At 63.1% G+C, this 21,249-nt stretch carries 14 protein-coding genes; 10 read left to right on the top strand and 4 right to left on the bottom strand.

Annotated elements, in window-relative coordinates; genetic code table 11:
• The first annotated feature begins 82 nt into the window (after positions 1-82).
• A complete protein-coding gene (locus KBB96_RS08140; RefSeq protein WP_226373675.1) occupies positions 83-838 on the top strand; it encodes an ABC transporter ATP-binding protein in 756 nt (251 codons plus the stop codon).
• Between the two features lie 51 nt (positions 839-889).
• Here the strand turns inward: KBB96_RS08140 and KBB96_RS08145 are convergent, their stop codons facing one another.
• Entirely contained in the window at positions 890-6,484 is a 5,595-nt protein-coding gene (locus KBB96_RS08145) for an autotransporter-associated beta strand repeat-containing protein (RefSeq protein ID WP_211634196.1), read from the bottom strand.
• Between the two features lie 443 nt (positions 6,485-6,927).
• On the opposite strand from KBB96_RS08145, the gene KBB96_RS08150 reads away from it, so the two are divergent.
• Positions 6,928-7,725 carry an ABC transporter permease gene (locus tag KBB96_RS08150; RefSeq protein WP_211634197.1) on the top strand — a complete coding sequence of 266 codons (798 nt, stop codon included), beginning with the start codon at positions 6,928-6,930 and terminating at the stop codon, positions 7,723-7,725.
• A gap of 183 nt (positions 7,726-7,908) precedes the next feature.
• On the opposite strand, the gene KBB96_RS08155 is transcribed toward KBB96_RS08150, so the two are convergent.
• From KBB96_RS08155 to KBB96_RS08165, 3 genes are all read right to left on the bottom strand, one after another.
• Positions 7,909-11,250: a DUF4394 domain-containing protein gene (locus KBB96_RS08155; RefSeq protein ID WP_211634198.1), complete on the bottom strand. Its 3,342-nt coding sequence runs from the start codon at positions 11,248-11,250 to the stop codon at positions 7,909-7,911.
• Between the two features lie 165 nt (positions 11,251-11,415).
• Positions 11,416-12,816: an FAD/NAD(P)-binding protein gene (locus KBB96_RS08160; protein ID WP_211634199.1), complete on the bottom strand. Its 1,401-nt coding sequence runs from the start codon at positions 12,814-12,816 to the stop codon at positions 11,416-11,418.
• Positions 12,817-12,899: 83 nt separating this feature from the next.
• Positions 12,900-13,625, bottom strand: a complete 726-nt coding sequence (locus KBB96_RS08165; RefSeq protein ID WP_211634200.1) for a hypothetical protein — start codon at positions 13,623-13,625, stop codon at positions 12,900-12,902.
• A gap of 270 nt (positions 13,626-13,895) precedes the next feature.
• Here KBB96_RS08165 and KBB96_RS08170 point away from each other — a divergent pair, with 270 nt between their 5' ends.
• The 8 genes from KBB96_RS08170 (at position 13,896) to KBB96_RS08205 (ending at position 21,244) form a co-directional block, all read left to right on the top strand.
• The gene (locus KBB96_RS08170; protein WP_211634201.1) at positions 13,896-14,489 is read left to right on the top strand and encodes an RrF2 family transcriptional regulator; all 594 of its coding nucleotides are present in this window, start codon (positions 13,896-13,898) and stop codon (positions 14,487-14,489) included.
• On the top strand, positions 14,470-14,670 hold the full coding sequence (locus tag KBB96_RS08175; RefSeq protein WP_211634202.1) for a YezD family protein: 201 nt from the start codon (positions 14,470-14,472) through the stop codon (positions 14,668-14,670). The genes KBB96_RS08170 and KBB96_RS08175 overlap by 20 nt, the downstream gene beginning before the upstream one ends.
• Before the next feature lie 219 nt (positions 14,671-14,889).
• On the top strand, positions 14,890-16,329 hold the full coding sequence (locus KBB96_RS08180) for an alginate export family protein (RefSeq protein ID WP_211634203.1): 1,440 nt from the start codon (positions 14,890-14,892) through the stop codon (positions 16,327-16,329).
• A gap of 6 nt (positions 16,330-16,335) precedes the next feature.
• Positions 16,336-17,361 (top strand): sulfate ABC transporter substrate-binding protein, encoded by a 1,026-nt coding sequence (locus KBB96_RS08185; RefSeq protein ID WP_211634204.1) that lies wholly within the window; start codon positions 16,336-16,338, stop codon positions 17,359-17,361.
• A gap of 122 nt (positions 17,362-17,483) precedes the next feature.
• Complete coding sequence (locus KBB96_RS08190; protein WP_211634205.1) at positions 17,484-18,368, top strand: ABC transporter permease; 885 nt, start codon at positions 17,484-17,486, stop codon at positions 18,366-18,368.
• A gap of 2 nt (positions 18,369-18,370) precedes the next feature.
• Positions 18,371-19,213, top strand: coding sequence for a sulfate ABC transporter permease subunit CysW (gene cysW, locus KBB96_RS08195; RefSeq protein ID WP_211634206.1), 843 nt, complete (start codon positions 18,371-18,373; stop codon positions 19,211-19,213).
• A gap of 64 nt (positions 19,214-19,277) precedes the next feature.
• A complete protein-coding gene (locus KBB96_RS08200) occupies positions 19,278-20,282 on the top strand; it encodes a sulfate/molybdate ABC transporter ATP-binding protein (protein ID WP_211634207.1) in 1,005 nt (334 codons plus the stop codon).
• A gap of 179 nt (positions 20,283-20,461) precedes the next feature.
• On the top strand, positions 20,462-21,244 hold the full coding sequence (locus KBB96_RS08205; RefSeq protein ID WP_211634208.1) for a disulfide bond chaperone: 783 nt from the start codon (positions 20,462-20,464) through the stop codon (positions 21,242-21,244).
• The last annotated feature ends 5 nt before the right edge of the window (positions 21,245-21,249 follow it).

The raw sequence follows: 21,249 nt of genomic DNA on the forward strand, positions 1-21,249 counted from the left end.
GCCCCGGCCGCCCTGCGGCCGGGGCGGATCGTTTTCCGGAGGAAGCACTGGACGCGGACGGAAGGACGGGCATCGTATCGCCGTGTCCGCGCCCGTCCTTGAAATCGACCATGTGGTGAAACGCTTCGACAGCTTCACGGCCGTAGATGGCGTGTGCCTGGACGTCCGTGCCGGGGAAGTGGTGGGATTGCTCGGCGTGAACGGCGCGGGCAAGACCACGCTCATGAATATGGTGCTGGGCCTCATCACCCCCACCTCTGGCACCATCCGCGCCTTTGGCATGGATCTGTCGAAGCACCGCATGGAGATCCTGCGGCGCGCGAACTTCTGCACCACCTACGCCGCCCTCCCCGGGAACGTCAGCGTGCGCAACAATCTGCTGATCTTCGCCGGGCTCTACGGCGTGAAGAAGCCGAAGCAGAAAGTCGCTGAACTACTGGAACTACTGGAGATCACCAAACTCGCGGACAAACCCACCGGCCAGCTCTCCGCCGGAGAATCCACCCGCGTGAACCTTGCCAAAGCCCTGCTCAACGATCCCGAGCTGCTGCTGCTGGACGAACCCACCGCCTCGCTCGATCCGGACATCGCGGACAAAGTGCGCAAGCTGGTCCGGCACGTACAAAAGGAGCGGGCTCCCGCGATCCTCTACACCTCTCATAACATGCGGGACATCGAGGAAGTCTGCGACCGCATCCTTTTTCTCCATCAGGGCAAAATTCTCGCCAGCGGCACCGCGGACGAGATCACCCGCCACTTCAAGGAGGACGACCTTGAGAATGTCTTCATCAAGATCGCCCGCTCCGGAGATGTGGAGACGGTGGGATCGGGATGCTGAATGAAAAAGGGCGGCCGGAGTTTTTCCGACCGCTCCTTTTGCGGAATGACGTCACTGCCCGACTCGGGCGCGGATGAAGATCTGCGGCTTCTCCGCCGGAGTCGCCACGGCGCGGAAGGTATGGTACTCCCAGCCGCTGTCGGGCGTCGCCAAGCCGGTGGTGATGGCAGGCACCACCTCATCCACCGGTTCGGTTCCCCATGAGTTGACATCCTCGCCAGCCTCGACGGTGTAGGTGAGACCATCGATCATGGCGGACGGGCTCCCCTCCTCGCCGCTGAAGGAAGCCCCGGAGCGCACCGCGATGGTGAAGGTGAATGCATCCTCGCCACCGATGCTCTGGACGCTTTCATAAACCAACCCCGTCGAACCGGAAGAAGTCGGATCCCCGTCGAAGGCGAACTCGAAAAGGTTGTTCGCACCATCTCCATCCGGATCCGCATCCACCGCACCTGTGACCGAGTTGAAGCCATGAGCCACTGCCCACGCATCATAGGGCGTGCCTCCATGGGTGACATTGAGGATGCCCGTACCGGTGATGAGGCTGGTCTGGTGCGCGGCGGAAGAACCGATCGCACCCCAATTACCGGAGGCCTGGGCAAGACCATCAATGTAGAGCATGTCCACCACATCGGTGGCGGCGTGGTTCAGATTCAGAACCGCTCCCGTGCTCAGGCGGATGGCTGCGGCATCAGCAAAGAAAGCGCTGTTCGCCGTGAGGGTTCCGGCGCTCACGCTGGTTTCCCCCGCGTAGGTATTCGCCCCGCTCAAGGTGGTCGTGCCACTACCTGCATGCGAGAACGAGCCACTGCCGCTGATCACCGCGGACATCGTCAACGTGCCGGTCCGATTGATCACCAGCACACCGTTGTTCACGACAGAAGTCGAAGCCAGACTGCCGGTGCCGGAACCGTTGCCGACCTGAAGCACACCAGCGGAGATGGTGGTCGTGCCAGTGTATGTGTTGTTCCCGCCCAGCACCAGCGTGCCAGATCCGGTCTTCGTCAGCGCACCGGTCTGGCTGGCAACGTTCGCCACCGGCAGACTCAGGGTGGTCGAGAATTCCTGCGTGTCCACCGTCGCGCCACCGGTGCCGACCAGCACGACGAAGGGACTGCCCGCCGTCACCGCCAGTGCGGGAATATTCGCCGACAAGCGCAGCGTGGCCCCGCCATTCAGGATCAGGCCGCTGTTCGTCGCCAGCGTGCTGGCGATGGTGCTTTCAAAACCACAGCCGGTGACGAACATGCCGCCTGCCAGTGTGAGGGTGGCGTTGCCGCTGTTCCCGGATGTTGGTTGGAGCTTCACCGTCTGGGTGCCGGTGTAGGTGAAGGTCGCTCCACTGTTCACCGTCATGGCGGAAGTGTAGCCGCCCTGACCGTTCAGCGACATGGCATCATTCTGAGTCCACGTGCCACCGGAGTTGAGGTTCAGATTGCCGGGACGTCCGTTGTAGAGCGTGCCGTTGTTCACCACGGAGCCCGCAACGTTGAGCGTCTGACTGGTCGTGCCACTCGCCACGTTGTTGCCGATGCGCACCAGCTTGCCCGGCGCGATCACCACGCTGGAGCCCGCCTGGAAATTCACCGTGGTCGTGTTGGCCGCCGCCGCGCCAATGGTCCATCCGCCGTTCGCGGAGCTCTGGTCACCGGAGAGATTCAACGTGCCATTGTCCAGCGTGGTACCACCGCTGTAGCTGTTCGTTCCGGAAACCGTCAGTGTTCCCGCCGAGGTCTTGCCAAGCGAACCCGTTCCGGAAATGGCCTGCCCCAGCGTGAGAGCGTCCGAGCGATTGATCACCAGGCTGGCATTGTTGGTGATGGCACCGGTGCCGAGTACGCCGCTGGTCCCACCCGCGCCGACCTGAAGAGTGCCGCCCTTGATCAGAGTGGTGCCGGTGTAGGTATTCGCACCGGAGAGCACCAGCGTGCCGCCGTCCTGCTTGGTGAGCGAGCCGCTGCCGCTGACCACACCGCTGATCGTCGCATTGCCGGAGATCGTCAGAGGATTGGCACCGAGCGACAGACCATTGAGCACCGACAATGCCGACGATGAACCGTTCGTCCAGATCTGTGGTCCCAATAGCGATACCGCCACGTTCTGGCCCGCGGTGGCGGAGCCGATGGTCACCGCCCCCGCTCCGGCATTGAGTGTCAGTCCGCCGAGATCGAACGTCAGTGTACGGTTCGTGCCACCACCGGTGAAGGTCGTGGTACCGCTGCTGGCGAAGGTCATGCCTGCGGACGATTGATCGGCATCCAGCGTGATCGCCTGCGCGGTGGTCACGGTGCTGATGTTGAAGGTCATCGTGTTGCTCGCACCCGGGACCGCTCCCGGATTCGGAGTCGTCGCACCGGAGGCCGTGGACCAGTTGGCCGCGGCATTCCAGCTCGTGGCGCTGCCATCCCACCAGACGGCGGTCACCGCACCGGCGACATTGATTGTCATTGTCACATCGGCGGTGCCCCCCTGCGTATCGGTGGCACGGACCACGAAGCTGTTCGCTCCGGCATCGCCCACCATCGGCGTTCCGGAAAGCGTACCATCGGAAGCAATGGCCAGCCACGCCGGCCCGCTGACTTTGGAGAACGTGAGCGCATCGCCATTGCCGTCCGTCGCATCTCCCGCGATCGAACCCGAATAGGCGTTGCCCGGAAACACCGAAGGCTTCACCAGCGGATTCGAGACGAAGACCGGCGCGAGGTTGTTGGTGAACTCCACCTTCACATTATCCAGCCGGAAGTCAGCGGTCATGTTGCCGTTGTGAATCGAGATGGTGTTGAAGGTGGACGTCACCGGCGAGGTGTCCGTGGTGCTCACGCTGCTGCCATCGACCACGCTGGTGACGAGGATACCGGTGGTGGTTTTTTTCAACGTGAGCGCGGCGCTGTGCTTGAGCTGGTCGTTGATCGAGGGCTTCGAGCCGGTGGCGATCGTGGTCACGGTGCCGCCCGCGCCGAATCCATTGTCCGCACCGTAGTCCTCGATGAGATAGTAGCCGCTGGTGCCGCCGGTGCCATTGTGAACGCCGAAGCCATCACCCACACTGTTGTAGAGGCCGAAGCGGAATCCATTGCTGTTCGCGGGAGGTGCGACGGTGTAGCGGAAATCGAAGCTCAGTTTCAGACTGTCACCGACATCGGAGAGGCTGCGCGAGTCGAACTCCCCGAACACGCCGCCGAAGGTTCCACCCACATCCACGTTCAACGCGTTACCCGTTCCGAGCGTGGTATCCGCAGCGAGCGTCAGTGTGGCACCCTCCCAACTGAAATCACCGGTGTCGTTCGAATCGTTGGCCGCAGTGGCGGAGCCGGTGTCGAAGGTGTCGTTCGCGACTACGGAGGAAAGGGTCTGGTCGCTCACCGAAACGTTGTCGAACGACGCCGCGCCGAGATCACCATCCACATGGCTGCACACCGCCATGCCGCCGAGAATCGACGAAGGCATGCTGATGGTGGCCGTGGACACCTGCGTCCAAGAGGTGCCGTTCGCGGAAACGTAGGCGGTGAAGACATTGCCGGTGCGGGTCATGCGCACCCAGTTGTTCGGCGCGGTGTTCAACGCAGGTCCGCTGACATTGACCGTCGCTCCGCCGGAAGCGGTGCGGTATTGGAACGCGAAGCCGTTCGAGGGCGTGGCATAGATCGCCGCATGGGCGGCACCCGCGCCGGTGCCATCACGCAACATCACACCGGATTTCGCATAGCCGTTGCTCGCGGACTGGAGATTGATGCGCGCACGCACGTCGCAATCCCCGCTCACGCCCTGGCGCACGAAGTGGAAGGCATCCGCCGAGCCCCAGATGTCCGCACCGGAGCCATAGATCAGATGCTTCGCGCTGTCATAGGTGGCACGGCCCGCCGCGGCAACGGTGCCGATGTCACCGGAAGTCCACGGCGGCGGTGGCAGAGCGACATTGGTATTCACCAGCACGTCCATGGAATCAAACGAAGCGCCGGTGACCTTCGCCAGCGTGGTGATGTAAACCTTGTTCGGCACGTCGGCGAAGGTGCGGCCGATCGCGAGTGGCGCATCCGTCAGGCCATTGCCCGAGCCTGAGGTCATGTCGAGGATCTGGGTCTTGCCATTGCCGGTGCCGGTCGGTCCCCAGCGCACCTGAATGCCATTGTCATTGTAGGTGGCCTGCGAGCCGCTGCGCTCGGTCATGTAATCGAGGCAGTAATCCTGGCTGCCCGTGCGCGCAACCTTGAGACCGCGAACACCGGTGGCTGTGGACTTGTCATGCGCGGCGATGCGATAGACACCGCTGGTGGTGACCGTGGTGTAGTCGGAGCTGGTCAGCCAGTTCAGGTAGAGTTTGTAGCGCGCGTTGTAGGGCGAATATACATCCCCATTGCCCATCGTGTTGTATGGATCGCCATACTCGGAGGTGGTGCCGCCGCTGGCGATGGGATTGCTGCCGCTCACAACATAGCTCTGCGCGTGGTTGAGCCCGAGATTGTGCCCCAGTTCATGCGTCGCGACCTGTGCGGCATAGGTGGAACCCTCCGCACGCAGCCAGGTCTTGTTGCCACCCACGGTACCGAGCCCGGCGAAGGTGAAGCCCGGCGTGGCATTGTCCATGCACACCATCACGAAGGAGTAGTTCCCCGGTGTATAGCCAGCGGACGTGGCGGCGGCGAGGGCATCGGTGTAAAGCGTTCCGGAGGCGCCATTGTAGCCGGACGTACCCGCGACCTTCGGCATGCGCAGGATCGGTGTGGTGGCGCAGTTGGCCGTGTTCACCGTGCAGCGGCCGTAGCTCCAGGCCGACCATGCGTTCGCGATGTAGGGCAGGATCACCGCGCCATCGACCGGCGCTCCCGTGTGATCCGAGAAATCCACGCGGATGAAGAGGATCGTTTTCACGCCCTCGGTGTGCGAGGACTCGGCGGTCACTTCCCCGCCTCCGCCATCGCCACCCGCTGCCGCGAGCATCTCGCCACCCGGGCGGGCGTTCTGTTCCGCAGCGGTCCGTTCCTCCAATTCCAACGCGGCATGCGCGGACGAGCAGAAAAGATCCGTCTCCTCCCCCACCGCGAGTCCTGCCTCATCGCCCTGGCTCCGTGTGTCCTGCTCGGACACCGGACAGATCGCCTCACCCTTTGCGGCGTGGGCGTCGCCCACTTCCACCGGCTCCAGCAAACGACCGGCGGTAGGACGCACGACGATCGAGCTGTCGAGCTGGTAACCGTGGACTGGCACGCCGTAGCGCGAGGGTTGCCCGGATCGCTCCGCCGTGACGTAGGCTTTCAGTGAGGCCCCGTCGACCTGCACTTCATAGAACTCCGGCGGCGCGGCAGCTCCTTCCTCCGAAACGCCCGTGTAGTGCTCGATGTCCCCGCGCTTGTCCACGGGGGTCTCCAAAAACGCCAGCACCTGCTGCGGCAGGTGGCGTCGCACGGTCACGGGAACCACCAGTTCCAGCGCGCGTGCCGGGTCCGTGTGCATCAGATCGGCAAATCCGGCGCGGCGTACCGTAGCAAGCTCGATCCCCTCGCCCACCAGCGCCTTTTTACCCTCGGCATCCGCAGCTTCATAACGCCGCGTCCAATCACGGAAGGTGGCGAACGCCGGTTCCGGAATCTCGTCCTTCCAAACCAAATCCTGGCGGCGTGCCGGTCCAGCCGGGCGCAGGGCCTTCACCGGAGTCGCGGCAGATGGATGGGCAGGCGTTTCCGGTGCAATCGGCACAGCCCTCCCTGCGCGGGTTCCCCTTGCCTGGGATACGGTTGCCTGCGGGTGGCCGGGCCACGACAGCCACGCGGTGGCGCCAATGACGGCGGCCGCAACCATCAGGATGGCCCGATGGTGCTTTTGATTGGAGCAATGCATGAGGATGGGTTTCTTTGGGTAGCGGTTTTTTGCTGATCGGGCCGAAACCCGCTCCGCTGCACCGGCCCGCCTTCACGGAGAAAAACAGGAGCCGGGCATCATGGGGTCATCACCCTACGCCGGTCCCTGATTTCCAAATAGTCGGCAATTCCACCGACACGACCCCGGGGGTGGCGAAATCGGCGCTGGATTCGCGCCACTGCGGTGCAATGGTCGCTCCGCGCTTCCGCTCTGAACTTCACGCGCCGCCCTGCTTGAATCCGCGAACCATCTACTCCCTCCTCAGCCGTTACATTCTCCTCTACGCGCGCAATCCCGTGCGGTTGTTCGAGCTGTTCTTCTGGCCGATCGTGCAGCTCCTGATGTGGGGCTTCGTTTCCGTTTCCCTCCAAAACCAAGGCGGGTTGGGCACGCATGGCTTCGTGCCATCGCTGATTGCCGCCACGATCCTGTGGGACGCGCTGTTCCGCTCGCAGCAGGGAGTTTCGATCTCGTTCCTCGAGGACGTGTGGACGCGCAACCTGCTCAACATCTTCGCCGCGCCGGTGCGCATGAGCGAATACGTGGCTGCGGCCTGCGGGGTCGGTTTGCTGCGCGTGGCCATCACCGCGGGTATCCTGGCGGCCATCGCCGCGCTGGCGTATCGCTTCAATCTTTTCCAATTCAATGCCGCGCTCTTCGCGTGGTATGCCAACCTCATGCTCTTCGGCTGGGCGCTGGGCATCATCTCCATCGCGCTGATCGTGAAGTGGGGCCATGGCGCGGAATCGCTGGCATGGGCGATCCCGTTCATGATCCAGCCGTTCTCGGCGGTGTTCTACCGCGTGCAGGATCTTCCCGTGTGGATGCAACACGTCGCCGCGGCGATGCCCACCGCGCACGTCTTCGAAGGCATGCGCGCGGTGATGGCGGGCAAGCCGCTCGACTGGAGCCACCTCGGCATCGCCTTCGGTTTGAACGCAGGCTACCTCATTTTCGCGGGGCTGCTCTTCGCCCGCACGCTGGCCTCGGCCCGGGAAAAGGGCCATCTGGTGAAGGTGGCTTCATCGTGAGGCGGATGGAGGGCCAACGACCCGTCCCATATCAGCCTGGGTTGAATCGACATTTTGAAAGCCGGAAGCCGGGTGTCTCTGATGTGGAACTGACAAGGGCAACCGGAGGGCTGACGGAAAACGAAAAAGCCCCGCTCCTGTCAAGGAACGGGGCTTTTGTGGATTTCCTGAAAAGGAGTCGGATCACGGAGGCGGAGGAGTGGGCGAAAGCACCACCCGGCCACCGATCGTGGAGCCCGGGAAGTAGCCGATGGCTCCGTCGCTCTTCTGCAAGTAGAGCCCCGAACCGCGGACCGCCTTGTTGAGCACGGGATCGAACACCGTGAAGGTGAAGGTTCCCGCACCACGGTTGATGGACCAGGTCAGCAGCGAACCGGTTGGCACTCCCGGCACGCCATTGGTGATGGGTACGGTGCCGGTTTCGTCGACCGCCAGGTTGCCGCCGGCCAACTCCACATCGGTGGAGCCGTTGGCGTAGGGAACATTGCGGAAGAACAGGCTGCCATTTGCAGTCAGTGTCGTATCGACTCCGGTGAGGTGGGTGCCCTTGGCGTTGCCGCCCTGCGGTGGCTTGCTCCAGACGAGTTCACCGGTGACATCGGTGTCCGTATTCGCCCACAGCGTGAGATCACCTCCGACAAAGCCTGAGGGAGTCACGCCGGTGATGTTCGAGGTGAAGAAGGCGATGGCGAAGTTGTCCGTCAGCGCGGTCGCCGCCGTGAACGGATTGCCATCCGGCAGGAGGCCGCGGAGGTTGGTGGCTCCATTCCGGGTCACCACGGCCGTGGCATAGCCACCACCCGGGAAGGTCACGGGATCGATGCTGCGGAGGGCGATGTGGTGGGTGCCGGTGCTGTTGGTAAGCGGCGGCTCCGCATGCAGCGTGCCTTCGAGGGTGCCGCCGTTCAACGAGAACAGGAGCACACCGTTGAGGCTGCGATCCAGGTTCAGATTGCCGAGCGCCGTCGCCACGTTGATCGAGGTCGAGCCGGTCGGGAAAGTGATCCGGGTGCTGGTGTTCGAGTTCCCGGTGACGATCTTGATGGTGCCCACGCCGTTCTTGTTGAGCTTGGCCTGGGCCCAGCCTTTCACCTTGTCGGAGACATCCGTCAGAACGCCGTTGTAGCCCTTCGGCACCGAGGATGGGAGCGATCCCACCACATCGACCACCGCAAGACCGGTATCCGTACCACTCACACTGATCGTGTAGGTGAACTGGCCGGTGTAGCCGGCCGGAATGATCAGCGTGCGGCCATCTACGATCTGGATGGCCGGATCGCTCACCGCGGAAATGAGCAGATCCCCGGGCAACGTGTCGTTCGCCAGCGGATTGAAGCGTGTCTCGCCGGTGGTGGAGAAGAGCGAATCGTTGGTCTGCGGGATCAGCGCGTTGCCAGTCAGGGCTACCTCGAAGGAAGCCACGTCCGGATCGTTGCTGAGGATGTGCAGCGTGTCGTTCTTGATGCCCATCGAGGTCGGATTGAACGTCAGCGTAAGAACCACCGAGGAGGATCCGGGAACGGTGCCGCTCCCATTGCCCGTGGCACTGAATTCGGTGCCGGTGGTGAAGCTGGTGGAGTAGGTCAGCGGCTCGCTGCCCAGGTTCCGCAGGGTGATCTGCTTCGTGACGGGCATGCCCACCAGGGTGTTCGGGAAGGTCGCGGTGCTGGCATTGTCCGCCACCACGGTGCCCGCCGGGTTTTCCACCGAAAGATCGGCGTTCGTAGCCCATACCACGAGGCTGGTGATCGGTGTGGCACCGGTGCCGATGTTGCCCAACGCCGTGGAAGCACCCGTGGCGAGATTCACACGGTAGAGACCGGCGATTCCACCCACCTGCGAAGTAAACAGGCCTTCGCCGGTGGCCGCCGTATTCGAGGACGCAACGGACACGGAGTGCGGGATGTCGAAGCCACCAAACGTGCTGATCGCCAGCGCTGGGCCACCGAGCGTGATCGGCAGCGGACTTGTCTGGGTGCCATTGTTCGGCGGCACCTGAATGTAGAGGCTGCCTGAGATCGGATCCACCGTGTAGAGCGTGGTGACCCCACCCGTGAGATTCTGATTGAAGCTGTTGGTGTAGGCGGCGGAGCGGAGGCCCACGACTCCGGAGCCGTTGATCACTCCATCCGGATTCGTGCCGGTGATGCTGGTATCGCCATCCACCGCCGCACCCGTGATCGGATTGAGACGGAAATTCAGGCCGGTGGTGGTGACCACCCGGATGCGGTCCACCGTTGGATTGAAATCCAGGCCGTAGCCCGCGGTGGCAGGATCAGGAAGATCCACCACGGTAACCCCATCGGTCGTGAAGGCGATGGAAGAAGCCGCGCCCACGGCCGTGACGCCGGCGGTCTGGGGATCGATGAGATAAAGCGTGCCGTTGTTGGCCGTCGCATTGATCCCCAGGCCGTAAAGCTGGCCCGTCTGCGGACGGCTGGTGATGCCCACCAGGGTCTCTCCCGCGGTCAGGGCGCCGAGCGCCACGGTCGTGGTGGTGGTCGGCGTGGCGGGATTGAGGCGGATCAGGCTGCCACCACCCGCAGGGAGCGCGATCGCAGCGCCCGATCCCGGCAGGACCGCGATGCCGCGGACGGACAGTCCGGTGTCTCCCAACAAGGTCGCCTGCGCGGTGACCAGATCCAGCGAAAACAGCTTCGTGGTGCCTCCACCGACCTTCGAGGCTAGGAAGCCCGACCCGGTCGTGACCGCCGTGTTGCTGGCCGGCGCGTTGACTCCCGGCGCGATGCTGAAGGAGGACGAGGCAATATCCAGGGCAGGCCCACCAAGGGTGATGTTCTGGCCCAAGGTCTGCGTGCCGGAATTCGGCAGGTTCTGGATGAAGAGTCTGTTCGACGCATCGTCGATCGTGTACTGCGTGGTGATGCCGCCGTTGTTCGGGACATCATTGGTGTAGGCCACCCCCGCCACCGTGGTGCTGCCGCCGTTGATCGCTCCGTCCGGGTTGGTGCCGGCCGTCACGGCCCCGCCATTGTCTCCATCGACAGGCGCGGCGTTGTTCGGGTTCACACGGAAATTCAGGGAACCGGCCGTCACACGGATGCGATCGACGGCGGGGTTGAAATCAAAACCCCATTTCACCACCGCCGGATCGGGAAAATCAACGACCGTGACGCCGTTCGTGGTGAAGGAAATCTGGCCGGGGTTGCCAATCAACGACGCGAAGCCTGTCTTCGGGTCCACAACATACAGGGAGGCCGTGTCCGCCACGGAATTCACGCCCAGCGCATAGAGAAGCTGGTTCTGCGGACGCACGGAGATGCCCACCACCGACTCACCCGCGGTGATGCCGGTGATGGAAACGGGAGCCGTGGGAGTGGTGACGGAGGTCGTCAGGACGCTGGACAGCTTTCCATCGTCGGTGAGGAGATGCAGCGTCTCCGCTCCAGCCTGCGTGGCGAAGAGGGATGAGGTGGTGAGCAGCGCGAGCCGGAGCAGCGTGCTACGGAGACGGCACGAAGGATTCCATTCCTGAGACATTGTTAGACGAAGGTTTGAGGACATGACAGGAGGGTAGTATCGATCAAACTATCGACTAATTCATGAGAGAGAAGACTGTTTTTCTCAAATCTCTCATGACCCTATCAACCGCGGGGAAATATAAAGGGGAGGCACCCCACCAGATGCTTCCCCTTTTGGGAATCGGGCAAATTGCCATGCTTTCCGAGCTTACGCCACCTCGGCGAGAGCCGGAGCCTCCACTTGTTGGAGTTCCCCGGCGATGCGGGCGGCCAGGGCGGCGGCGTGCAGGCGTAGTTCCGGCACGGCCGTGGCCTCGAAGTAACGCGCCCGAAGCATCGGGCCGACCACATGCAGCCAGGGAGCCGGACGGCCGTTCCGCTGGACGGCGCGATAGTCCGGCAGCGTTTCCACGCCCAACCGGTGGACATCCGAGGTCAGGAACCCGCGGCGCAGCAGGTTGCAGATCAGCGGATGTCGCAGCGTGTGGATGTCACGCGCGGGGCCGGTGGCATCCAGAATGCGCGCGGCTTCCAGCGTGCGGTTCGGCAGGCGGCTGGTGCGGCTGGCAAATTCCAAGGCATAGTGATCCCCTTTCCGCTCCACGGAAACGAGCGCGCCGCGGTGGATGGTGAGGCGGCCGCTGGTGATGAGACGGTCCACAAGGCCGCGTGTTTCCGGCGCGCACTGGTGGCGGTGGATTTCCCAGAACGGGCTGATGAAGCGCAGGAACCGCTGGCGGTCACGCGGCGAAAGCTCCTGCCACAAGCCTGGCGTGTAGGGACGGATCGCCGCGAAGAGGTCGCGCCAGTTCCCACCGGCGGCTTCATGAGCCTTCACCGCCTTGCGGAACAAGCGCACGCTCTTGCGGAGGTTCGAATCCGGCAGGTGGTCGAGTTCCGGCACCGGCACGGACGAAGGCGGCGCGTAGGCATGCGGCAGCAGACCGTGACGGGAGGTGACATGGATCGGTCCGCGATGACCGCGGCGTTCCAACTCGTTCACCGCATCAATCATCGAAAGCGCGGTGCCGATGATAACGACCGGCGCATCCGGATGCAGGCCATCATACGCATCCGCATCGCGCGCGGCACGGGTGTGTACGGACCAGAGCGATGTGCGGAAGGCCGAGCCGCGGTTGCCCGTGGCGAGCACCACGCGTGAGACCTCCAGCGAGGTGCCATCCTTCAATACCAGGCTCGCTTGTTGTGGATCGCGTGCGTCCGCCACCAGATCGATCACGGAGGTATGGCGCACCTCCAGCTTCGGATGACGTTCCAGCGCCTGCTTTAGCAGCGATCTCAAGTAACCCCCGTAAATCGCGCGCGGCAGGAACTCCGCAGCATCCACCGGACGGTCGAGAGCCTGACTGGCGAACTCGCGGAAATGATCCGGACGTTCCGCGAAGGCGCTCATCGCACCGGCCCGCACGTTGAGGAGATGATTGGAAGAGCCGGTGCCATAAGCCAGTCCTGGACCGGCCTCGGCGGCTTCCTCGAACAACAGGATGGACGTATCCGGCAAGCGCTTGGCCAGATGGATCGCGGCGAGCGTGCCGCTGAAACCACCGCCCACGATGGCGATCGGCAGAGGATTGGAGGCGGACTTCATGAATGATGGGATGGTTCGTATGGAAGAGAAGCGGTGGAGAAAAAGAGGCGGCCGCACCCTTGTGGATGCGGCCGCGTGAATTGTCATGGAAGACGACGGGAAGAGGCCCTGCACGCGCCCAGCAAGTGCGAGTAGGTCTCAAGCACGCGGCCGATGAAGCGGCTCACGCCGAGCACGTCGCCTGCCTGCGTCCACGCTTCCGGCACGTCGATTTCCAGATGCCAGCGGCCGCCACCGAAGGCGGGCACGAAGGTGGACAGCACCGGCGGCGCGGGCAGCCCCCGCGCGCTGGCGGCATTCGATGCCAGCACCTGATAGAGCCGCACATCCGCCTCGCCCCGGATCACCAGCGATTTGCCAGTAGTCGCACGGACCTCGATCAGGCCATCCGGCACGGAACCGCGGAACTCGTCCTGCAGGAAAGACAGGACCGGCCAGTCGCTCAGATCCGGAGCGTCTTCCTCCAGTTCCAGCGTGACCGGATCACCCACCGGCAGCACCCGCAACACCTGGTCCACGGCGATCTCCGGACGCAGCGTGGCGACCTCGATCAACTGGAGCAGCACATCGGATGCGACGGTGCTGGTGCGCGTGTTGTGGCCGATCAGGCCGATCGTGCGCGGCACGGTGTCATCCGAAGCCGGACCGGTGAAGGTGAAGACCGGCGCGCCGAACTTGAAGCCGTGGAAATAGATCGGGTGCTCGATCCTGCCCGCGAGGCGCTCGGAAATTTCGCAGTGCTCCGCAAACCCTTGGAGCAACTGCTTCAGATTGGTCCGGAATTCCGGAGCAAGAGGACGTGTGTTCATGGAGTGCTTTGTTTGGTTTGTGGAAACCGCCACTTGAATGCCGCGATTTATTTCCTACTATTCCATATAGAATTACCTGTCCAGCATCATTTGGAACTTTCCGGCACCCACTCCATCAAATCGCAAAATCGCCATAAACCGCTGAAACCATTGATTTATAAGGCAAATCGTAATCCCACCCGGGGTATCACCTCGACAAATCCGAACTTTCTTGTACTTTTTTCTTGAGGCCCACGCCTTAATCCACCACTTACCCGTTCAGATTTCCGAATGCATCTTTCCAAGAAAGCAGAGTACGCCCTACGTGCCACCATCCACCTGGGTATCGCCGCCGAACTTGGCCTGTCCACCGTCGCGGGAGCTGATCTCGCGGAAGCAAACCGGCTGCCGCTCAAATTCGTCGAACGTATCCTCCAGGAACTCCGGGAGGCTGGGATCGTCGAGACCCGTCGCGGCAAGTTCGGAGGATATGCACTAGCGAAATCCCCGGACTCGATCCGCATCGGTGACCTGGTCCGTCTCATGGACGGCCGCCTGGCTCCGATCTGCTGCGCCAGCGAAAACGCCTACCAGCGCTGCTCGTGTCCGGACGAGGCCCACTGCGGCCTCCGCATGCTGATGATCGATGTCCGCAACGCCATCGCGAACATCCTTGATCGATACACCATCGCCCAGGTCGTCGAAGTCACTCTCCGCAAAATGCGCCGTGACGGAGTCGAACCTCCCTTCGCCGCCCAGCTCTCCACCTTGGAAGGCAAGCCCGCCACCAACAAACGGCGCGCCGACCCCGAGGATGGATTCCTGGCCGGCCTCTCCCAACTCGCCTTACCATCCTCCGTTTCCAATGAATCCGAAAGCCGCTGAACGCATCGTTCCAATCGAGGGCACCAAGCCCGACTGGTTGGAAGTCGTTCGAACCAAAGTGGAATCACTCCGATTCGGCTCGATCCAGATCATCGTCCATGACGGACGCGTGACCCAGATCGAGGCGCTGGAAAAGACCCGCTTCAACTCACCCCGGGACGAACAAGGACAGCCCTCCTGACCCGCCCCACGCGGCACCCGCCGCACAAACGCTCAAAAGAGACCGACCGGAACACCGGAGGGATCGGAGAGCGGTACGATATCCACCGTAGTTCGCTGCGGTGCCCGTCCGCCATCCGTCCCTCCGTGTCCCGGTCTTTTTTTGCCTGATTCCTTCCTCAACGCCCCGCAGGGCGCGAGATCACTCCCGTTTCCCTCCCCGGAAACATCCCACAACCGAATGAAGACACCTGATCGAAACGCCGCACCACGGCGCTCAGTCAATGGTCGCTCCGCCACACGCAGCCAAGCGTCACGCCTCGCGATCACCACCCTCCGGATTCCCCGTCACCTGGCCTCCGCCGCCATGCTGACCGCCCTCGCGGGCGTCGCCCACGCCGGCACCGCCCCGGCCCCCGCCACCGGGGCCTCCGACTGTCTTCTCAACGATTTCAAATTCGACGCCGAGGTCCGCGTCCGCGCCGAGTGGACGGACAACGTCCGCGACTTCAACGACGACCTGAATGCCGCCGATGACGATGGCTGGTTGATCACTCGCACCCGTCTGGGTCTCGCTTATCAGCCTGCCTCGTGGCTGAAGCTGTATGCGCAAGGCCAGGACTCGCGCGAGTTCTTCTCCGGCCGTCCGCACGACACGCTCAATGGCGCGAATGGCGACGATACATTCGATCTCCGCCAGTTGTATCTCCAGCTCGGCGACCTGAAGGACATCCCGCTGCAGCTCACACTGGGCCGCCAGCCGCTGGACTTCGGATCGCGCCGCATCCTCGCAGACAGCAACTGGAGCAACTACGGCCGCACCTTCGATGCCGCACGCGTGACGTGGAAGGTGAACAAGGACTGGCAGATCGATGCCTTCGCCGGTCATGTCGTGGTGATCGAAGAGGATCAATTCAACGACTCCGATCACAACGCGGACCTCATCGGCCTCTACGCCTCCGGCAAGATCCCTTGTGGCCAGACCCTCGACTTCTACGCCATCCATCTGGACAGCGAGCACAGCACCGTGGCTCCCGTGAAGGGGGACTTCTGGACGTTCGGCTCGCGCCTGTTCAAGAAGGCGGGCAAGGATTCGCCATGGGACTGGGAACTCGAAGCCGCATTCCAGACCGGCCACGTGTTGTCCGGTGCGAAGGAGCTCGACCTCCTCTCCTTCGGCGGACAGGCCACGCTCGGCTACACGTTCAACGACGCGCCATGGACCCCACGCCTCAGCGTGAACTACAGCTACGCCAGCGGTGACGACGACCGCACCGATGGCGACCAGCACCGTTTCCTGCCGGTCTATCCCTCCACGCACAACATGAACGGCCTGCTCGACTCCGTCGGCTGGGCGAACATTCATGATCCCTACGTGGAGCTGACCGTCACTCCGGCGAAGGACTGGAAGGTGGGCCTGCAGGCACACGCCTTCTTCCGCGCGGAGACCGCGGACTTCGTCTATCGTGCGAATGGCTCGTCCACACTCCGCACTCCCGCAGGCTACAATGGCGACCGCTTCATCGGCACAGAAGTCGATCTCTACGTCCAGACCAACCTCACCAAGAACCTCGAACTCCTGTCCGGCACCGGCGCGCTGTTCGCTGGCGATTACCTCGACAGCACCGGCACCGACGACACCGCCAGGACCGCCTATCTCCAACTCACCTACAAATACTGATCCCTCATGAAACCCCTCCGCATCACCGCACTCCTCACGCTTGCCGCCGCATCGCTCCTGGCGACGGCTTGCAAGAAAAGCCACAACACCGCAGGCAGTTCCGGCGGCGTCTCGCTATTGAACGTCTCCTACGATCCGACCCGCGAGCTCTACGTCGAGTTCAATGCCGCATTCGCCAAGCACTGGAAGGAAAAGACCGGCCAGGATCTCAAGGTGGAGCAATCCCACGGCGGCTCCGGCAAGCAGGCCCGCGCCGTCATCGACGGCCTCTCCGCGGATGTCGTCACACTGGCGCTCGCAGGTGACATCGACGCCGTGGCGAAGTCCGGTGCCCTGCCCGCCGATTGGGAAGGCAAGCTCCCGGACCACAGCTCACCCTACACCTCCACGATCGTCTTCGTCGTCCGCAAGGGCAACCCGAAGGGCATCAAGAATTGGGACGATCTCGTGAAGCCCGGCATCGGCGTCATCACCCCGAATCCGAAGACCTCCGGTGGTGCCCGCTGGAACTACCTCGCCGCCTGGGCGTGGGCGTCCAAGGAATATGGTGGCGATGAAGCGAAGGTGAAGGACTACATCACCAAGCTCTTCAAGAACGTTCCCGTTCTGGACAGCGGTGCCCGTGGTTCCACCACCAGCTTCGCCCAACGCGGTCTCGGTGACGTGCTGCTGGCCTGGGAGAATGAAATCGCCCTGCTGCAGAAGGAGTTTCCGGGCCAGACCGAGGTCGTCTATCCCAGCCTGAGCATCATCGCCGAGCCTCCGGTGGCGGTGGTGGAGAAAAACGCGGCCGCCCACGGCACCACCGAAGTGGCCACCGAGTATCTCAAGTATCTCTACACCCCGGAAGGCCAGGAAATCGCGGCGAAAAACTTCTACCGCCCGCGTGACGCGAAGGTGGCCGACAAATACGCCAAGAACTTCCCCGCCCTCACTCTCGTGAACATCCGCGACGATTTCGGCGGTTGGGAAAGAGCCCAAAAGACCCACTTTGCCGACGGCGGCACTTTCGACCAGTTGTACGGCAAATAAGTTGCCATCCCCGGTTTGTCTGACCATGCCCGGCTGGGATATTCCCGACCGGGCATGTGCCGTGCTCCGGCCTGTCTCCAATTCGCTGTTTTCAAATCCCTGAAATCCTCCAAGGCTCACGCATGTCCCGCCGCCGCATCATTCCGGGCTTCGGCCTCTCGCTCGGCTACACTCTCACCTACCTCAGTGTGATCATCCTGATCCCGCTGGTGGCTCTCTTCATGAAGGCCAGCCAGATGGGATGGGCGGATTCCGTCAAGCTGTTGAAGTCGCCCGGCATCGTCGCCGCGGCGAAGCTCAGCTTCGGTGCCTCCGCGATCGCCGCGTTGTGCAGTTCCGTGCTGGGGCTGTTGATCGCGTGGGTACTGGTCCGCTACCGCTTCCCGGGCCGCAAGTTTTTCGATGCAATGGTGGACCTGCCGTTCGCCCTGCCGACCGCCGTGGCGGGCATCACCCTGTCCCAAATCTACTCGACCAAGGGCTGGGTGGGCAAATACCTCGCCCAAGGCGCGCAGTGGGTGAAGGAACACCACGCGCCCGGCGGTTGGATCGGCGGATGGGTGGACACCATCTCCCAGCGCGGCGCGGCCTATAGTTCCATCGGTGTGTTCATCGCCCTGTTCTTCATCGGCCTGCCTTTCGTGGTGCGCACGGTGCAGCCGGTGATGGAGGATCTTTCCAAGGATACGGAGGAAGCAGCGGCCACACTCGGAGCCGGACGCTGGACCGTTTTCTGGCGCGTCATCTTCCCATCGATCCTGCCCGCGCTGATCACCGGGTTCACCCTGGCCTTCGCACGCGCGGTCGGTGAATACGGCTCCGTGATCTTCATCTCCGGAAACCTGCCGCTGAAGACCGAGATCCTGCCCTCGCTGATCATCTCGCAGCTCGAGCAGTTCAAGTATGAGTCCGCCGCCGTGATCGCCGCCGCGATGCTGGTCGTGTCCTTCGTCCTCCTCTTCCTCATCAATCTCCTCCAGCGCCGTCTCAACTGGCGCACCCGCTGACCATGGCCTCCCACAAGAACGTCACGACCGAATCCCTCGGAGTGAAAATCCTGCTGATCGGCGCGGCCTGCACCGTGCTGACCTTCTTCCTGCTGATGCCGCTCATCGCGGTGTTCCTGGAAGCATTCCGCCAGGGGGCCGAAGTCTTCGTCAAGGCCCTCACCGAACCTGCGGCGATGTCCGCGATCAAGCTCACGCTGCTCACCGCCGCGATCACGGTGCCGTTCAATGCCGTGTTCGGCCTCGCCGCCGCGTGGCTGGTGACGAAGTTCCGCTTCCCCGGCCGCTCCATCCTCGTCTCGCTGATCGACCTGCCCTTTGCCGTCTCCCCGGTCATCGCCGGTCTGGTGTGGATGCTGATCTTCGGCTCGAAGGGCTGGTTCGGCCCATGGCTGGATGCCCATGACATGCAGGTGGTCTTCGATACGCCCGGCATCATCATCGCCACCATCTTCGTCACTTTCCCCTTCGTCGCCCGCGAGTTGATCCCGCTGATGGAAACGCAGGGCACGGATGAAGAGGAAGCCGCGGTGACTCTCGGCGCGCATGGCTGGCAGATTTTCCGCCGCGTGACGCTGCCGAACATCAAGTGGGGCCTGCTCTACGGCATCCTGCTCTGCAACGCCCGCGCGATGGGTGAGTTCGGCGCCGTGTCCGTGGTCTCCGGCCACATCCGCGGCAAGACCAACACCCTGCCGCTGCAGGTGGAGGTGCTCTACAACGAGTATCAATCGAGCGCGGCCTTCGCCTGCGCCTCGCTGCTCGCCCTGCTCGCGCTCGTCACCCTCATCGTCAAGGACGTCATCGAACGTTACGCCGGCCACGCCGGTTCCAAAGGCCACTGAACCCCATCACCACATCCGGCTCTTCATTCAGTGCTTCGGATCTAGTGCTTAGAATTTTCCATCCATGTCCATTTCCATCCGCAACATCAACAAGACCTTCGGCAAGTACAAGGCGCTCGACAACGTCTCGCTCGAAGTTCCCAACGGCTCGCTGACCGCGCTGCTCGGACCCTCCGGTTCCGGCAAGACCACGCTGCTCCGCATCGTCGCCGGTCTGGAGTTCGCCGATGAATCCAAGAACAGCGCGATCCACTTCCACGGTGAGGACGTGACCAACGTCCACGCGGGCAAGCGCGGTGTCGGCTTCGTGTTCCAACACTACGCCTTGTTCCGCCACATGACCATCGCGGAGAACATCGGCTTCGGTCTTTCGGTGCTGCCATCGAAGCAGCGCCCCTCCTCCACGGAGATCCGCAACCGCGTCGGCGAACTGCTCTCGCTGGTGCAACTCGCCGGTCTTGAAAACCGCCGCCCCGACCAGCTCTCCGGAGGCCAGCGCCAGCGCGTCGCGCTCGCCCGCGCGCTCGCCATCCGCCCGAAGGTGCTGCTGCTGGACGAACCCTTCGGCGCGCTCGATGCCAAGGTCCGCAAAGATCTCCGCCGCTGGCTCCGCAGCTTCCACGATGAGATCGGCCTCACCACCCTCTTCGTGACCCACGACCAGGAGGAAGCCCTCGAACTCGCCGACCAGGTCGTCGTCATGGCGAACTCCCGCATCGAGCAGGTGGGCGAGCCGCAGCAGATCTACGACCACCCCGAGTCGCAGTTCGTCATCCGCTTCCTCGGCAACGTCAATGCCATCCGTGACAGCCGCGATCCGGACTCCCCGCTCTACGTGCGTCCGCACGACGTCGAGGTCCTCTTCGCCGCCGAAGCCGATCCGGCCACCGACCGCCTCGCGCGCGTGCATCATCTCTTCTCCGCTGGTCCCATCGCCCGCCTGAGCCTGCGCCTGGAAGACGGCCAGTTCGTCGATGCGGAGCTTTCCCGCCAGCAGCTTGAGGAACTCGGGCTCGGCGTGGGCGATCCGGTCGCCGTGCGCATGCAGGGTGCCAGCCGCTTCGAGTGAGATTTTCAGCCGCAAAAAGGCGCAGAAGGCGCAAAAAAGCAATGAAGAGGGATTTGTCGGAAAAGCCGTGATGACTTTGTTTTCTTTCCCTCTTCCTTTTGCGCTTCTTGCGCCTTTTTGCGGCCAAACTTCTTCGTCCGCCTTGCAGCCCGGGCGATCCTGCGGCATGCCTGAGCCGCATGAGTGACGAAAGCGGCCAGTTGGAATCCCCGGAGGAATTCACCAAGATCGAATCGATCTACGTGCGCCATCGCAACGCGCTGATGGTCCGTGGACAGTTCACGCCGATCTATACGGACTACTACCTCCACCTGATGCAGCACGGGATCCGCCACAATGGCGATCTCGACCTGATGCTGAAGGACTTCATGGCGCTCATCACGCTCCACACGGTCGCCCGCCCGTGGGCCGAAACCATCGCCTGGACCGTCAATCTCCGCGCGCCACGCATCAATCTCTTCACCACCGCCAGCTCGCTGCAGGAATCGGTGGTCGGCCGCTTGTTTACCGAGGATGTGCGCGAGCCGGACCGCAATCTCTTCTACTCGCAGGTGCTCGCACCCAACCAACACGAGCCGCGCATCTCCACACTCGAGGTGGAGGGCAAGGACCCCGTCGAATGGCTGGCACAGTACTATCGCCAGTCCGAGCAACGACCGGGCCGCGCCTTCCGTCTGGAAGATGAGAACTTCGTGCTGATCGTCGCCCAGCCGGACTGTGACATGGAATGGTTCAACGCCCTCGATGACGCCGCGGTCGAAGTGATCGAAACCACCGAGGAAACCAAGCTGCTCGAAAGCCGCCGCTTCCGTTTCCACTGCGGTTGCACGCTCGACAAGATCCTGCCCGTGCTCGGCAACTGGCGCGAACGGCCGGATGAGCTCTTCGAGGGCGATGATGTCATCACCATCCAGTGCCCGCGTTGCGCGGCCCGCTATGCCATCACGCGGGACATGCTCTGAGATCC

Source organism: Luteolibacter ambystomatis, assembly GCF_018137965.1.
GTDB lineage: Bacteria > Verrucomicrobiota > Verrucomicrobiia > Verrucomicrobiales > Akkermansiaceae > Luteolibacter > Luteolibacter ambystomatis.

Excerpts from the sequence above, each read along its gene's own strand:
- KBB96_RS08190 (WP_211634205.1), top strand. The coding sequence starts at position 17,484 with ATGTCCCGCCGCCGCATCATTCCGGGCTTCGGCCTCTCGCTCGGCTAC.
- KBB96_RS08155 (WP_211634198.1), bottom strand. The coding sequence starts at position 11,250 with ATGTCCTCAAACCTTCGTCTAACAATGTCTCAGGAATGGAATCCTTCG.
- KBB96_RS08205 (WP_211634208.1), top strand. The coding sequence starts at position 20,462 with ATGAGTGACGAAAGCGGCCAGTTGGAATCCCCGGAGGAATTCACCAAG.
- cysW (WP_211634206.1), top strand. The coding sequence starts at position 18,371 with ATGGCCTCCCACAAGAACGTCACGACCGAATCCCTCGGAGTGAAAATC.
- KBB96_RS08165 (WP_211634200.1), bottom strand. The coding sequence starts at position 13,625 with ATGAACACACGTCCTCTTGCTCCGGAATTCCGGACCAATCTGAAGCAG.
- KBB96_RS08170 (WP_211634201.1), top strand. The coding sequence starts at position 13,896 with ATGCATCTTTCCAAGAAAGCAGAGTACGCCCTACGTGCCACCATCCAC.
- KBB96_RS08175 (WP_211634202.1), top strand. The coding sequence starts at position 14,470 with ATGAATCCGAAAGCCGCTGAACGCATCGTTCCAATCGAGGGCACCAAG.
- KBB96_RS08160 (WP_211634199.1), bottom strand. The coding sequence starts at position 12,816 with ATGAAGTCCGCCTCCAATCCTCTGCCGATCGCCATCGTGGGCGGTGGT.
- KBB96_RS08200 (WP_211634207.1), top strand. The coding sequence starts at position 19,278 with ATGTCCATTTCCATCCGCAACATCAACAAGACCTTCGGCAAGTACAAG.
- KBB96_RS08185 (WP_211634204.1), top strand. The coding sequence starts at position 16,336 with ATGAAACCCCTCCGCATCACCGCACTCCTCACGCTTGCCGCCGCATCG.
- KBB96_RS08180 (WP_211634203.1), top strand. The coding sequence starts at position 14,890 with ATGAAGACACCTGATCGAAACGCCGCACCACGGCGCTCAGTCAATGGT.